The sequence below is a fragment of the Helicobacter mehlei genome (genome assembly GCF_007280785.1).
GTDB classification, from domain to species: Bacteria; Campylobacterota; Campylobacteria; order Campylobacterales; family Helicobacteraceae; genus Helicobacter; species Helicobacter mehlei.
Map to the genome: position 1 here is coordinate 1 of NZ_VKGC01000008.1, position 14,684 is coordinate 14,684.

Annotated in this window: 15 protein-coding genes; 10 read left to right on the forward strand and 5 right to left on the reverse strand. The window is 44.9% G+C overall.

Going from position 1 to position 14,684, the window contains the following annotated elements; genetic code table 11:
* Positions 1-323: 323 nt before the first annotated feature.
* A complete protein-coding gene (locus FNE76_RS04200) occupies positions 324-932 on the forward strand; it encodes a LysE family transporter (RefSeq protein WP_143928392.1) in 609 nt (202 codons plus the stop codon).
* Between the two features lie 5 nt (positions 933-937).
* Here the strand turns inward: FNE76_RS04200 and rimO are convergent, their stop codons facing one another.
* Genes rimO through FNE76_RS04215 form a run of 3 tightly spaced genes read right to left on the reverse strand, consistent with a single transcriptional unit; the run spans position 938 to position 3,829 of the window.
* Positions 938-2,239, reverse strand: a complete 1,302-nt coding sequence (rimO, locus tag FNE76_RS04205) for a 30S ribosomal protein S12 methylthiotransferase RimO (RefSeq protein ID WP_120948394.1) — start codon at positions 2,237-2,239, stop codon at positions 938-940.
* Positions 2,229-2,693 (reverse strand): phosphoribosyltransferase, encoded by a 465-nt coding sequence (locus tag FNE76_RS04210; protein WP_120948393.1) that lies wholly within the window; start codon positions 2,691-2,693, stop codon positions 2,229-2,231. The genes rimO and FNE76_RS04210 overlap by 11 nt, the downstream gene beginning before the upstream one ends.
* Positions 2,694-2,701: 8 nt before the next feature.
* On the reverse strand, positions 2,702-3,829 hold the full coding sequence (locus FNE76_RS04215) for a pyridoxal-phosphate-dependent aminotransferase family protein (RefSeq protein WP_120948392.1): 1,128 nt from the start codon (positions 3,827-3,829) through the stop codon (positions 2,702-2,704).
* A gap of 89 nt (positions 3,830-3,918) precedes the next feature.
* Here FNE76_RS04215 and FNE76_RS04220 point away from each other — a divergent pair, with 89 nt between their 5' ends.
* The 7 genes from FNE76_RS04220 (at position 3,919) to FNE76_RS04250 (ending at position 11,298) form a co-directional block, all read left to right on the forward strand.
* Positions 3,919-4,374: a hypothetical protein gene (locus FNE76_RS04220; RefSeq protein ID WP_235852267.1), complete on the forward strand. Its 456-nt coding sequence runs from the start codon at positions 3,919-3,921 to the stop codon at positions 4,372-4,374.
* A 46-nt stretch (positions 4,375-4,420) separates the two neighbouring features.
* Positions 4,421-5,272: an acetyl-CoA carboxylase, carboxyltransferase subunit beta gene (gene accD / locus FNE76_RS04225; protein ID WP_120948391.1), complete on the forward strand. Its 852-nt coding sequence runs from the start codon at positions 4,421-4,423 to the stop codon at positions 5,270-5,272.
* Positions 5,269-5,718, forward strand: a complete 450-nt coding sequence (locus tag FNE76_RS04230) for a 23S rRNA (pseudouridine(1915)-N(3))-methyltransferase RlmH (protein WP_143928393.1) — start codon at positions 5,269-5,271, stop codon at positions 5,716-5,718. The genes accD and FNE76_RS04230 overlap by 4 nt, the downstream gene beginning before the upstream one ends.
* 50 nt (positions 5,719-5,768) lie before the next feature.
* Complete coding sequence (locus tag FNE76_RS04235; RefSeq protein WP_120948389.1) at positions 5,769-6,782, forward strand: hypothetical protein; 1,014 nt, start codon at positions 5,769-5,771, stop codon at positions 6,780-6,782.
* Positions 6,783-6,814: 32 nt separating this feature from the next.
* A complete protein-coding gene (locus FNE76_RS04240) occupies positions 6,815-8,656 on the forward strand; it encodes a BspA family leucine-rich repeat surface protein (protein ID WP_143928394.1) in 1,842 nt (613 codons plus the stop codon).
* 74 nt (positions 8,657-8,730) lie between these two features.
* Positions 8,731-9,420: a BspA family leucine-rich repeat surface protein gene (locus FNE76_RS04245; RefSeq protein WP_235852266.1), complete on the forward strand. Its 690-nt coding sequence runs from the start codon at positions 8,731-8,733 to the stop codon at positions 9,418-9,420.
* Positions 9,421-9,525: 105 nt separating this feature from the next.
* A complete protein-coding gene (locus tag FNE76_RS04250; RefSeq protein ID WP_120948386.1) occupies positions 9,526-11,298 on the forward strand; it encodes a disulfide bond formation protein B in 1,773 nt (590 codons plus the stop codon).
* Here FNE76_RS04250 and FNE76_RS04255 read toward each other — a convergent pair.
* Together FNE76_RS04255 and FNE76_RS04260 are read right to left on the reverse strand one after the other, a co-directional pair.
* Positions 11,264-11,518: an HP0495 family protein gene (locus FNE76_RS04255; protein WP_120948385.1), complete on the reverse strand. Its 255-nt coding sequence runs from the start codon at positions 11,516-11,518 to the stop codon at positions 11,264-11,266. The genes FNE76_RS04250 and FNE76_RS04255 overlap by 35 nt on opposite strands.
* On the reverse strand, positions 11,505-11,894 hold the full coding sequence (locus FNE76_RS04260) for a YbgC/FadM family acyl-CoA thioesterase (RefSeq protein WP_120948384.1): 390 nt from the start codon (positions 11,892-11,894) through the stop codon (positions 11,505-11,507). The genes FNE76_RS04255 and FNE76_RS04260 overlap by 14 nt, the downstream gene beginning before the upstream one ends.
* Before the next feature lie 116 nt (positions 11,895-12,010).
* Between FNE76_RS04260 and FNE76_RS04265 the strand changes: the two genes are divergently transcribed.
* Both FNE76_RS04265 and FNE76_RS04270 read left to right on the forward strand, forming a co-directional pair.
* Positions 12,011-13,348 carry a sodium-dependent transporter gene (locus FNE76_RS04265; protein ID WP_185962994.1) on the forward strand — a complete coding sequence of 446 codons (1,338 nt, stop codon included), beginning with the start codon at positions 12,011-12,013 and terminating at the stop codon, positions 13,346-13,348.
* A 1-nt stretch (position 13,349) separates the two neighbouring features.
* Complete coding sequence (locus FNE76_RS04270; RefSeq protein ID WP_120948382.1) at positions 13,350-14,681, forward strand: sodium-dependent transporter; 1,332 nt, start codon at positions 13,350-13,352, stop codon at positions 14,679-14,681.
* Positions 14,682-14,684 lie beyond the last annotated feature (3 nt).

Genomic DNA, 14,684 nt, shown 5'->3' on the forward strand with positions numbered 1-14,684 from the left:
TCAAGGCAAAGGAAAACTTGGTGATCTGGTATTGCACAGCACCCCAAACACTGGTGGCAATAGAACTGCTTACTTGCCATCTAAACTGCTGGACAAACCTTTTGAGGCGGCTTTTGCTACGGAGTATAAATCTGATTACATAACTTAGATCGGTTTTGAAAAGCCCAATTAGCCTACAATTTGCTTTAAACATAAGGATATTTTAGGGGAAGATTTGTTATCTGGACAAGTTGGTGGAGGTATTTATGGTGTTTCTGTGGACGATTTATAGAATCTTTCTGCGAGTTACTGTGGTGTGTTCCAATGATTGGAGTTAGGATTACATGGCGGATTTTCTGTTAATCTTTCTGATCCATCTTTTTGCATTATTGCTCCCCGGTCCTGACTTTTTTATTGTGAGCGCGTATGCCTTAAAGGCAGATTTTAAAAAAGCATTTTTAGTGGTTTGTGGCATTTCTTTAGCTGTTCTTATTTGGATTATTTTATCATTGGGTGGGTTGAAACTCGTGCTTGAATCTTTTCCTTTAATGAAGACTTTATTAACTCTACTGGGCATTTTTTATTTGTCATATCTAGCCTTCTTGCTCCTAAAAAATTTGAAAAAAAAAGAAAATTTTGGGAGTTTAGGTTATACAGATAAGCCCTTTGTCAGGGGCTTTATTACAAATATGAGCAATGTCAAAGCTTTATTTTATTTTGGTAGTATTTTTTCAAGTCTAAATTTCTCTTATAATCTTTTTCATCTCAGCTTGCTTGTTGCACTTCTGGTTACAGAAAGTTTTTGCTATTTTCTTGGTGTGGCACTCTTATTTTCAAATCCAAAGATTAAAAATTTATACACCAAGCACTGTAAAAAGATAGACTTTGTCTGTGCTTTAATTTTTATTGGGTTTGTTTTGTATATCTCCATTAATCTTATAAGGGGTGTGTGATCGCCTCAAGCAATGATTTTCCCTACCAGCATACCTTCTTCATAGGCAGAACAGATCGCCTTGTAGTGCCCGGGAGTGGTGTTTTCGATCAAGCTCTCATTAATGAGAATCTCGCCATCAATTTCTAATCCCCAGCGTTTGTCCCGTGCTTTTAAAAAAAGTCCATCTTCGCTCAAACCCTCCACGATCACATCAATAGGTTTGTGCAAGAGACTTCGCATGGAGGCTTGCACTTGTTTTTGTACGCAGGCATTAATTCTATCTAGGCGTTGGTCGATCACGCTCTCAGGTACACGCTCCATTTTATGCGCACGCGTGTTTTCCTCAGGGCTAAAGGCAAAGAGATTAATGCGATCAAAACTAAAGCCCTCTAAAAACTCTTGCAAAATCGCCATATCCTCCTCGCTCTCCCCAGGGTGCCCCAATAGTAAAGTGGTGCGTAAAAAACTATCCGGAAGGGCTTTCATGCGTTCTAAAAGCTGGATGTGGGTTTGCGTGTTAGAGTTGCGGCGCATGGTTTTGAGCATGTGATTAGAGATATGCTGGATGGGCATGTCAAAGTAATTGACAAAAATAGGCGAGTTGGCAATCGTGTCGATGAGTCTAGGCGTGGTGGAAGTTGGGTAGAGATAAAAAATGCGTGCGCTTTTAATAGCTTGTTGTTTGTCAAGAGCACCGATCAGATCAACAAGCCCATTTTTTACACCTTGATCGCTCAAGTAAGAGCTGGAATCTTGTGCGATGAAACTAATATCACTAAAGCCCTGCTTGGCTAAATTTTCCACCTCTCTTAAAATCTGATCGATACTTTTACTTTGTAAACGCCCCTTGAAACTAGGGATTGCACAAAAGCTACAATTTTGGTTACACCCCTCAGAGAGTTTCACATAGGCATGCACCTTAGAACCAATGATGGTGCGTTGGTGGGTGGCATTGGCTAAGAAAATGGGTGCTGAAAATGCGCTTTTTTTGGTGGCGATGAGCTCATCGATGCGATCATAATCCCCCACGCCCGTGAAGATGTCGATCTCAGGCAACTCGGCTTGTAATTCCTCTTTGTAGCGTTGGCTCAAGCACCCACTAGCCACCACCAGCGCACCCTCTTTGCGCGCTTTGATCGCCTCTAGCAAGACCTGCACGCTCTCTTGTTTGGCAGAGTGGATAAACCCACAAGTATTCACAATGATGACATCAGCTTGGCTACTATCTTGGGTGAGCTCATAGCTAGAGAGTTTACCTAACATCACCTCGCTATCGACCAAGTTTTTAGAACAACCCAAAGAGACTAAATAAAGTTTAGGGCGCACGCGATCCCCCTAAATCCACCTCCCAGAAAAAGTCGATCCAACATTTAGCCTCCTTAAGCACAAAATCCGCCTTAAAACGCGCGCTTTTTTGGGCAAAGAGAGTCGCGCTTTTAAAGACAACTTGTGGGTATTGTTGTTTCAAGACTCTTAGGACACCCTGAAAGCTCTTCCCGCTATCTACAATTTCATCCACCACTAATACTTGCTGGTGTTGGGGATCCAAATAGGGGATGTTGTTAATTTCTAGCGTGCTCTGCGTGCGATCGCTACTGTAAGAACTTGCATTGATGGCATAGACCTCTTTAATGTCCCAATACAGCCCCAAAAAATGCGCTAAAGTCATCCCCCCACGCAAGATCGCAATGATGGCTTGGGGTTTAAAATCTTGCTCGACTTGCTGGGCTAGGGCTAACACATCTTGCTTAAAATCTGCATAGCTATAATATTGCCGCATGTTGCCCCCTAGTAATAATGTTGCATAAATGCCCGCACAGCCACGCCCTCAAAGCTGGATTTCAAGCCCAAATCCAGCAAAGTTTGCTCTAAAGCATTGAGCACCCATGCGATCTCATAGACCTCCACCAAGCCCATGTGATTCACCCGTAAGAGCACATCTTTTAAATGATCCTGCCCACCAGCCACGATCACGCCATATTTTTTAAGGTGTTTGCGAATCTGTGTAGCCTGCTCATGATAGATGGTGCTCATACTTGGTGCTGGGTTTTTAGGATAGATTTGTAAGCCTAGAGCTTTTAGGGCTTGGTGGCTAGCCTGTGCGCGCTTTTTGGTGTCTGCAAAAAGGGCATCTAGCCCGCCCAATTCTGCTACGCATTCGAAATAGGCTTTCAGGGCGATGATGTGGCTAATGCCGGCTGTAAAGGCGGTGGTGTTTTTTTGTTGGTTGGCTAATTCGGCGTGTAAATTAAAATAATAGCCCTTGGGGGTGAGTTTTTGCAAAGCTAGCGGGCTTAAGCCCAAGATTCCTAGTCCTACGGGTGCCATGAACGCCTTTTGACTCCCCCCAATCAAAACATCGACATGGGTAACATCTAAGGGCTCCACACCTAGGGCAGTGATCGCATCTACAATCACCAATAAATTAGGGTTGTGCTCTTTGGCTACTTTGGCAATGCCTTCAAAATCCAGGCGCAAACCCCCCGAAGAGTCGCATGCCTGCAAAGCTAGTAGCTCTAGGCTAGGGTGTGCTTGCAAAAAGGCTAACACCTCTTGGGGGCTAATGGGGCTATCCCATGCGCTCTTGATCTCTAGGGCGTGTAAGTGGTGGGCTTGGGCGATTTTAAAAAAACGCTCGCCAAACTTGCCATTGTTGAGCACCAAGAGTTTAGGCTCTTGGGTGCGTGCCTCTACAAAATGGCACAGGACCGCTTCCATAGCACCCGTGCCACTACACACTAAAGTTAAAACCTCTGCTGTGCCCATCATTTCCTTTAAATGTGCCCGCACACCCGCAAAAATGCTTTCAAACTCAGGGGTGCGGTGGTGGGGGACAGGCTGGCTTAATACCCGCGCGATTTTAGGGTGGATAGGGGTGGGCCCGGGGGTAAATAATAAGGGTTGTAAGATTGGCATTTTTTCTCCTAAAGAGCGAGTATAACACAAAGAGCCTTACGATTTTTCTAGTTGGTGGTATAATAAACCATCTCACAAAAAGGGTGCGTGTGTTGGGTATTTTGAAAAAATGGGTCGTTGTTTTTTTAACTTTCTGCACACTCCATGCTCTCTCCTCAATCCACACCATTGAAGAAGCCATCCACCAAATGGCGATCTACCAAGCCAGCGTACGCAAAAACATCTCCCTATTTAACGAGAAACTCAACAGCATTGCAATTCGTTTGCGTTTAGATAATCGAGAAGAACATTTTAAAGAAATGGGTGTCATCAATAGCATTGTCAAACAAAACGCTTCTTTGTTCCAAGTGTTACAAGATTATTACAATAATACCCTGCTTTTTGATTACTTGGGGGGTATCTTGCAAGGTTACATCGCCATCGCCCAAGATGTCCAGAAAAGTACCCAACTAGCCCCCCTCATCCCCTTAGTTCAAGAGATCATCGGGCAACTCCAAGTGATGGCGATGCTGGAGGCGCAGATCACGCAATTAATCGAGGAGTGATCGCCACTTATGCTACAATAGCTCCATCAATGTTTGAAGGGTGAATATGGGTTTTACAGACTTTTTAAAAAATTTGAAAAAAACAAGGGTGCAATCCTCCGAACAGGACATGCCCAGCCATTGGATCAAATGTCCCAAGTGTAATGCCTTAATGTATTACAAAGAAGTTTTTTCAAAACACCATGTGTGTTTGAAGTGCCACTACCATTTCCGCATGGGCGCACAAGATCGGCTGGAATTTTTGTGCGATCCGCAGAGTTTTGTCGAATTTGACCAAGAGTTAAAACCAGTTGATCCGCTCAACTTCGTGGATAAAGAGAGTTACAAGCAACGGGTGAAAAAATACCAAGCCAAAACAGGCCGCCCTAGTGCGGTCATCAGTGGGCAGGGCTCAGTCAATGGCATTGGCATGCAGATTGTGATCTTTGATTTTGCTTTCATGGGGGGGTCGTTAGGCTCTGTGGAGGGTGAAAAAATCGTGCGGGCAATCCAGCGTGCGGTGAGCAACTCCCAAGCCCTCTTGATTGTGAGTGCCAGCGGGGGGGCTAGGATGCAAGAATCCACCTATTCGCTCATGCAGATGGCTAAGACCAGTGCCGCACTCAATCGGCTAGCAGAAGCCAAGTTGCCCTTTATCTCCTTGCTCACCGATCCCACATTTGGGGGTGTGAGCGCATCTTTTGCCTTCTTGGGTGATCTCATCATTGCCGAGCCCGGGGCGATGGTGGGCTTTGCGGGGGCACGGGTGATCAAACAAACCATCGGGGCGGAGTTGCCCCAAGGTTTCCAAAGCGCCGAGTTTCTTTTAGAACATGGCTTGATTGACATGATTATCCACAGAAAGGACTTGAAAAAAACGATTAGCGATCTAGTGGGCATGCTAACTGAAAATCGATGACTTGCACGCTCTATGCCATCGCCAAAAAAGACCCCCTGATCACGGCGTTACTAGCCCACCAACAACGCCAATGCCAGCAATTCAACACTACTCTAAAGGTTGTCGATCTCTTGCCCCCTAATCTGCACAACAGCACGCCCAAGAGTGCCCAAGCCCTCTACACCAAAACCCTAAGCCCCTATCTTAAGCCTAACGCCCTATGTATTGCTATGCACCCTGCGGGCAAACTTTGCAATAGCCAAGAGTTTAGCCAAATCCTAACCAAGCAACCCCGTGTGCATTTTTTTATCGCTGGTGCATATAGCTTTGCCCCCGATTTTTTAGATCGCTGTTTGGCTCTCTCTTTAAGCCCCTTGACCTTGAGCCACCAGATTGCCAAATTAGTTTTATGCGAGCAAATTTTTAGAGCCTTGAGCCTTTTAAACCACCACCCTTACCATAAGTGAGTTAGCTACTTTAGGGTATAATAAACACAGCATACAAAAAAAGGAAACCCATGAAATTGCGTTACTATGGCTCTTTTACGATTTTATTTGTTTTGGCACTGGGGTGGTGTGTCTATAGTGTGAGTCCGGGCAGTTTTGCTTTAACTTGGAATAAGCACGCCATCCACCTCCCCATCGCACTTTGGGTGGTGTTGGTGGTGTTGGTGTTTTTTGTGTGTTCTTTGTTCTTTGTGCTGGCTAATTATTTGGGCGGTTGCTGGGCACGCTACCAAGAAGGGCGCGACTTTGAAAAAATTACCCGCCAGATCATCGACCAAGAGAGCAAACACACCTTTAGCAAGGAAAATTACTATAGCCCCTTATTTGACAAACTCTCCGCCATTTTGGGGCGTTTTGTTTTGCAAGCCGATTTGAACACACCCAAAAGTGGGCATGAAAAAGTGGATCAGCTTTTGGGGATTTACCAAAGTATCGAGCAAAAACAAGAGGTGGAGATGAAGAAGTTTGAGTTTTACGCCGAGCATCCTTTTTATCTCCAAAATATCCGCAACAAAATCACGCAAGATTTGCGCTATGCCAACGAGGTGATCAAAAAGGATCAATTTAGCCTAGAGCTTAAACGCGATGCGCTTGTGGAGATCATTAAAAAAGGCACGCCTAAAGAAGTCTCTAAGGTGTTGAAGCAGACGCAAAATTTGTTAGATAAATCCGTTTTGCAAGTCCTTTTAGATGCCTTTTGGCAACAAAAAGTCGCCCTAGATCGCGCAGAGGTTGTGGATTTTTGCACGGCGGTGGGTTATAGCAAACAAGAGTATTGTAAAATGGCTTTGGATTCTAAAGCCTTTTTATCTCCCGATGATTGGTTTAAATTCTTTGAGCTTTTGGCTGAAAAAGACGAGCTAGCCGAAAAGGGGTTTTTGTATGTTTTGCTGGATTTAGAGATGATCGAGCAGGTTAAAGAACGCCTAAGCACCCACCCCAAAGATGAGTTTTTGATCATCCAAGCGTATTTGGACCTTAAAAAGATGGACAAAAATTATCCGCTGGAAGTGTTTTTATGTTAGAGCAGTTCTCATTTTATTTGTTAGGAGGATACATGCAAGAGGTTTTAGAGAAGTTAGAACAAGAGGTCAAAAGTGCTAAGCGAGCGGGGCGTTTAGCTAGGGGGATGTTAGAGGAGGGACTAGATGCGGGGGCTGAGGCTAAGGACTTGCATGCCAAATTTAGCGCATTAGTCGGAGCTTTGACTCATCTAAGCCAAGCCCTAGAGAACCACTATGCCAGCTTAGAGGACGATACAGAGTTAGAAAAAGTATTGATTTTGCTTAAACGCCTGAGAGCTAAAATCAACACGCCTCTAGCCAGTCTAGAGCAGGTCAGCACCGCTAAGGAGGTTTTGGACTCCTTGGCAAGTTTGGAAAAAAGTGTTTTTGATTTGGAAGGCGTGCTAATGGCTCTAAAAGAGCATCCCGCTTTAAGTGCCCCCACCACCACCAAAGCTACGCCTAAAATGGCTAAAAAATATTGCCCCCAAAGCAAAGAGGAGTTGAAAAAATTAGTCGCTGATGAAAGCGTGCATTTAGGTGAGATCGACATTAGCCAAATCACGGATTTAAGTTTTGTGTTTTCGCACACCACTGGGGGGGGGGGGTACGAAGACGACGAAGTCGAACCCTTCACCCGCCAAAACTTTGAGGGCTTAGAAAACTGGGACACCTCCCATGTTACCAACATGAAAGCCATGTTTTATAAAGCCATCCATTTTAACCATGACATCTCAAGTTGGGATGTCTCTAAGGTAGAGAGCATGGAGGCGATGTTTAGGCTGTGTGAAAACTTTGACCAGCCCTTGAATAGTTGGGATGTCTCTAAGGTAGAGCACATGACTTTCTTATTCTTTGGTTGCCAAAACTTCAACCAACCTTTGAATGACTGGGATGTCTCTAGGGTGCAAGATATGATTTTTATGTTTGGTTATTGTGCCAACTTCAACCAGCCCTTAGATCGTTGGGATGTTTCTAGTGCAACACGCATGGATTGCATGTTTGCAGGGTGTAAAAATTTTAACGCACCCTTGAATGGCTGGAATGCATCTAGAGTCAATGATATGGGACTCATGTTTAATGATTGCCAAAATTTTAACCAACCCCTAGATCGCTGGGATGTCTCTAGGGTAACAAACATGTATAGCATGTTTAGCGGTTGCCGCAATTTTAATGGGGCTTTGGATGGTTGGGATGTTTCTAGCGTGGAAAACATGGAGGGGATGTTTAGTAGGTGTGAAAACTTTAACCAACCTTTGAATAGCTGGGATGTCTCCAATGTTAAAAACATGGAATACATGTTTAAATATTGCTTTCGCTTTAACCAGCCTTTAGACAACTGGGATGTCTCTAGTGTAGAGACTATGCGAGAGATGTTTGCCATGAGTAGCTATGGAGATGAGGATGCCCGTTTTAACCAATCTTTAAACGACTGGGATGTGTCCAATGTTAAAAACATGCATGGCATGTTTGAAAATTGTAAAAACTTCGATCAACCCTTAGATAATTGGGATGTCTCTAGGGTGGAGGAGATGTGGGGCATGTTTAGCCATTGCGAGTCTTTCAATCAGCCCTTAGAGGATTGGGATGTCTCCAGCGTCAAAGATATGTTTTGCATGTTTGATGGCTGTAAGCGTTTTAACCAGCCCTTGAACGATTGGGACACTTCTAGCGTAGAAAATATGGGTTGTATGTTTAGGGATTGCTCTAGTTTCAACCAGCCTTTAGATAGTTGGGACACTTCAAATGTAACAAAGATGTCTCAGATGTTTAGCGGTTGTAGCCGTTTTAACCAAAACATTGATTGCTGGAGAATCTCTAAGGTGAGAGAGGCACATTCAATGTTTTCTGGCTGTGATAGCCTAGCTAGACGCCCCCGTTGGTATCCGGACTGAGATGGTGGCATGTTTGCCATGCATGTTGGGCTTTGTGTTACAATGCCCTTCATTCTAGTTTGGAAAGGTTGTCCATGAACAAGGTGTTAGAAAAATTAGAGGAATTGCTAAGTCAGATCAAGCATGCCGGAGCCAAAAGAATCAACATACCCCCCAGTGTCTCTGAGGGGTTAAAAAAGGGGGTTACCAAGTTAGAGGAAGTGCTAACCACCCTTAAGAGCCACGCTTTGGGCGAGAACCCGGCTGTGCCGCATGCTAAAAAATATTGCCCCCAAAACAAGGAGGAACTTAAAAAATTAGCCGCCGATGAAAGCGTGCATTTAGGGGAGATTGACATTAGCCAAATCACGGATTTAAGCTTCGTGTTTTCGCATGCCACGTCCCATGGGGATCAAGCCCCCGCCTTTATGCGCAAAGATTTTGAGGGGCTAGAAAACTGGGATGTATCGCATGTAAGCAACATGGAGGGCATGTTTTACCGCGCGATTCTGTTTAACCATGATATTTCTAGCTGGGATGTATCGAAGGTGGAGAAGATGAATTGCATGTTTAAAAAGTGCGCGATCTTTAACCAGCCCCTGAATAGCTGGAATGTGTCTAGCGTTACAGATATGGGGCATATGTTTTATGGTTGCGAGGATTTTAACCAACCTTTAGATAAGTGGGATGTATCTAATGTCCATCATGGCTTAGGTGACATGTTTAAAGATTGTGCAAGCCTCAAAGATTGCCCAGCTTGGTATCAAGGCAAACTGGAGCAATAGCCAAAAATAAATGTGTTCTTAAACCCCCGCTACAACATAGGGCTTAGGGGGTTAAGCTTTTTTATGTTAGCATGGGGGCTTATCACACCAAAATAGCGGTTAAACATGGCACAACCTAGAACCTTCTACTTTTTATTCTCTCTAGCCATTATTGGCATCATGGCTTTACCGGTGGGGATTGCTAATTTGATCTTGGGTTTTATTTACCACGATTCGCCTTGTATCCAGTGTTGGGCGGAGCGCCAAAGCATGGTTTATATCGCTTTGGCAGGTTTGTTTATCGTGCGTTATGGGATCAAACCCAAATACCTAGCCATTTTAATTTTGATCACAGCAGGGGGGCTTTACCAAAGCTTTTACCACATGGGCAACCATGCCCTAGAGGATGTCGGACAGGGGTTTGCCCTCTCTATTTTGGGACTACACACACAATTTTGGGCTGAGTTTGTGTTTTGGATGGTGGCGTTGATCTTGGGGGGGTTGTTGCTCTTTGCACCCGATTTTAGCCTTTTAAGCCAAGAGGGGGGGCTTTATCTCTACGGGCAACGCCTGCCTTATCGCAAATTGAGCCGTGCCAATCTGTGGGCTTTTGCCATCTTTAGCGTGGTGGTGTTCTCTAACATGGTGCAGGCGTTTATTTCCACCGGCCCTTTTCCCTATTTAGGGCATGGCGATCCGATTCGCTTTTCTTGGCGTTTGCATGAAAATATTTGGAGCACGGCTAACTGGAAGCACATGGGCTTTCCTAGATTACTCAGTAAAAGAGTGGTGGATGCGCCCATCTTGGCCAATGACAAGCACAACTGGGATCGCCATTACCAAAACGCCCCGCTGGTGATTAATAAACATTTGATCTTGCTAGAGAGCAAGCCTAGCACCTTGCCCTTCAATGCGCCCATTAGCGATCTCAATTTTCTAGCCACCAAAGAACCCCCAACCCCCCCATCTGACCCCCTCCAACCTTTGACATCTAGCCCCTCTAGCCTCACCCTTGCAATGCCTGCTAATCCTCTTGGCAACACACAAGAGGCTGATGGGTGCGCCCCAACACTCAAGCCCGCCCCCTTTAGCTTTTCGCCTGATACCTTTGCGGGGAATAATGCCATGCTCAAAAATACCTTTTTGATCAGCACCCAAAAAGAGGGGCTTTACATCGTCAATCAAGATTTAAACAAGGTGTTGGTACATTTGGTGTTGGACAAGGATTATTCTGTGTCGGTGGAGAATTTTGTCGGGGCAAATATGGTGGGGAATGTGATCCGCTTGATGGGGGCTAATAAAAGCAGTGTGGATGTGGCTTATAACCCCCAAGCAAAAAATAATTTCCCCAACTTCTTACAAGGCGCACACCATTTTGATGAGATCGGGCGTAACCGCCTAAGAACAAGCCGTGCTTCTACTTACTATGTGCTGAGTGCCCGTAGTGATGGGACTTACACCTACATGCTCACCGTGCCTAACAAACGCTACAAGCAGTTGATCTTAATTGGCATGCTGGATCAAGATTTGGGCTTGAGTTTTGAACGTGTGGTGCAGACCTCAAGCAATAATCCCCTCAAAGAAGGGCGTTCTCTCTCAGAGTTTTATATTTCTGGACTAGCTTTCTATCAAGAGCGTTTATTCGCACTCAGTAAGGCCTATAACGCCCTCTTGGTGATCAACCCCTTAGATGGGCAGATTATCGATGCTTATGGTTTGCCTGATGCGATTAACAACCCCAGTGCGTTAGCTTTTGTCGGGGGGCAACTCATCATTACGGGCTATGAAAATAACAAGGATATTTTCTACTACCTAGATATTTCTAATCTCTCTTTAACCCTGCCACCGCTAGAAAAGCCCACCCTCAAAGCACCCACTTTACAAACGCATGGGTGCTAAGGGCACTAAAGAGGCGATCGCGTTCCTCTTGGCTTTGCACCTCTAAGCAGAGTTGCAAACTGGTGTATTTGCCATGCGCGCTCATGTGGTTTAAATCCGCCTTGTAATCTTGTCTGCCCAAAATTTGGGGGAGTTCCTCTAGGAGGGCCCTAGGATTGTCGGTGATGAGGCGGTATTCCCAAAGAGTGGGGTAGGTGATTTGGAGCTTATTGGAGTCCATGCAAAAGCCTTACAAAGTGAGGGGGTATGCGTGTGGCGGTTTTGGTGGGGAGGTGGATAAAGCCGATCTTAATTTGCATGCTAAAAAGCAATTCGGGTTTTTGGGAGGTGATCTTAAAGATTTCTTGTTGGAGGGATACACTCACCTTTTTGAGGGCTAGAAGTTGTGTTTGGACCTCTAAGCTATCGCCCAACATAGCGGGTGCGCCAAATTGGGCTTGCAGACTCTGAATCACAAAGGCGTGTTCTTGGTCTTGGGGGATCAAGTGCGCTTTAAAAAACACCTCACTTCTAGCCCGCTCGCAATATTTAAAGTAGTTGGCATGATAAACAATCCCACCACAATCGGTATCCTCATAATAAACCCGCAGACGCATAGATTCCCTTTTTTGGATAAAATCTCTACGAATAGCATGATTTTGTAAAGATATATTAAACCTTAATTTTTTTTGTGCTAGAATGGGCACTTTTTTAATATCAAGAGAAAGGAGTTTTGGTGAATAGCTTTTCAAAACTAGGGTTTGTGTTAGCTGCCTTGGGCAGTTCAATAGGGCTCGGACACATTTGGCGTTTCCCCTACATGGCCGGCACCAGTGGCGGGGGTGGGTTTGTGATTCTCTTTTTGATCCTCTCACTCACGATTGGGCTTACCATGTTGATTGCTGAAATGGTGATAGGACAGAGCACCCAAAAAGATGTCGCGGCTGCCTTTGCTGAGCTAGACCCCCACCCGGAGCGCAAAACTTGGCGTTATGCGGGGCTCATGCTCTTCACCGGACCCATCATCTTGACCTTCTATGGGATCGTGCTAGGCTGGGTGTTCTATTACTTAGCTGTGGTGAGCTTTAACTTACCCACAGACATTAAGGCTTCTGAACAAATTTTAACTGATCTCTTAGGTAATTCCATTGGCACGCAGGTAGCTGGGCTGGCAGTAACCCTCTTGCTGAGTGCTTGGGTGGTTTCTAGGGGGGTCAAAGATGGCATTGAGAAACTCAACTTTATCTTAATGCCCTTGTTATTTATCATCTTCATAGGCTTGCTCATTTATGCCTCCACGCAGGTTTCCTTTAAAAAAGCCCTAGACTTCATGTTTGGGATTCGCTTAGCAGAGTTCAACCAAAAGGTTTTTGTGAGCGCGCTAGGGCAGGTGTTCTTTGCTTTGAGCTTGGGCATAGGGATCAACATCGCCTACGCTTCTTCCACACACCGCAGGCAGGATTTGCTCAAAAGCGCGGTGTGGATTGTTTTGCCCGGCATTGCAATTTCCTTGATGGCCGGCTTGATGATCTTTACCTTTGTGTTTGAATACGGGGCTAATCCTTCGCAAGGGGCGGGATTGATTTTTGTATCCCTGCCTGTGGTGTTTTCTAAAATGGGAGTGATGGGGAGCGTAGTGTCTGTTTTGTTTTTATGTGCCCTAGCCTTTGCAGGGATCACCTCTACCATTGCCCTTTTAGAACCCCCCGTGCAGTATTTAGTGGATAAAAATTATCCGCGTTTTAAGGCAACATGGGGGCTTACTGGGGTGGTCTTTGTGATAGGTGTACTGCTCATCTTCTCTTTGGATGCGAAGTATGGGACTCATTTAGGATTTTTTGGCAAGAATCTTTTTGACTTGACAGACTTTTTTTCCACCTCGATTTTAATGCCCTTTTGGGGGTTGGTTTCTGTGCTTTTTGTGGGTTGGGTGGTGAGCAGGACAAAACTCTATGCGGTGAGCTTGCACTTTTTAAATAAGTGGATGTTTTCTGTGTGGGTTTTCTTACTAAAATTCATTGCACCCATCGTGATTTTGGTGATTTGGGCTGTGAAGATTTTGCAGGGCTAGTATGGGTTTTTCTAAGTTAGGTTTTATCTTAGCCACTTTGGGGAGCTCGATTGGGCTAGGGCACATTTGGCGTTTCCCCTACATGGCTGGGAGCAATGGGGGCGGGGCATTTGTCCTGCTCTATTTAGGCTTGACCTTAAGCTTGGGGATTGCAATGTTGCTTGCTGATATGATCATTGGCAACTTGGGGCGTAAAGATGTGGTTTCTTGCTACCAACACCTTGATACCAAGCGCAAGAAAATTTGGGGATTTAGCGCGATCTTCTTGCTAGGAGGGCCTCTTATTCTGTCTTTTTACACGGTGGTGTTAGGCTGGGTGTTCTACTACTTAATTAAGGTGAGCTTCAATCTACCCTCCTCTTTGGCAATATCTCAAGAAGCGTTTTCACACTTGAGTTCTCAAGATTTGTTTTGGCAGATTTTTGGCTTTAGTGTGTGGTTGTGGCTGACCGTTTGGATTGTTTCTAAGGGGATTAAAGAGGGGATCGAGCGGTTGAGCTTGTGGCTGATGCCCTTGTTGTTTTTGGTTTTTATCGGTTTGCTTGTTTATGCTATGACTCTACCTAGCTTTTCGCAGGCCATGCACTACATGTTTGTTTTTGATGCCAGCAAAATTAACCTAAGGGTATTCTTAGATGCGTTGGGACAGATGTTTTTCTCTTTAAGTCTAGGGGTGGGCACGATCACCACCTACGCGGCTTTTACCAAGTCTAATGAAAATTTGTTAGGCAGTTCGCTATGGGTGGTCTTGCCCGGCATTGCCATTTCTTTAATTGCCGGGTTAATGATTTTCACCTTCATCTTCAACTTCAATGGGGAACCCTCTCAGGGGGTGGGGCTGGTCTTTATCTCTTTGCCCTTGATCTTTTATCAAATGGGTTTAGCCGGTTCGATCATCGCCTTTTTATTTTTCTTAGCCTTGATCTTTGCAGGGATCACCTCTACAGTGTCCATGCTAGAACCCGTTACACTCTATTTGATGAATCATTTGAAATGGAGTCGCGCCAAAGCTTGCTTTTTAGTGGGTCTAGGAATTTATTTTGTGGGGATTTTGGTGATCTTGTCAATCCACAAGCAATATGCGCCATTCCTCACATTTGGGGGTAAAAATATTTTTGATTGGGCAGATTTTAGTGTCTCGTCTATCTTAATGCCCTTGGGAGGTTTGTTCTCGGTAATTTTTTTAGGGTGGGTCTTGGATCAAAAACGCATTTATAAAGCCAGCAAACGCTTTTTAACCCGTTTGGGATTTCAGGTGTGGATTTTTGGTGTGCGCTTTGTGGCACCGGTGGTGATGATCCTCATTCTATTTTTACAGCTTAAGAAAAGTTAGCCC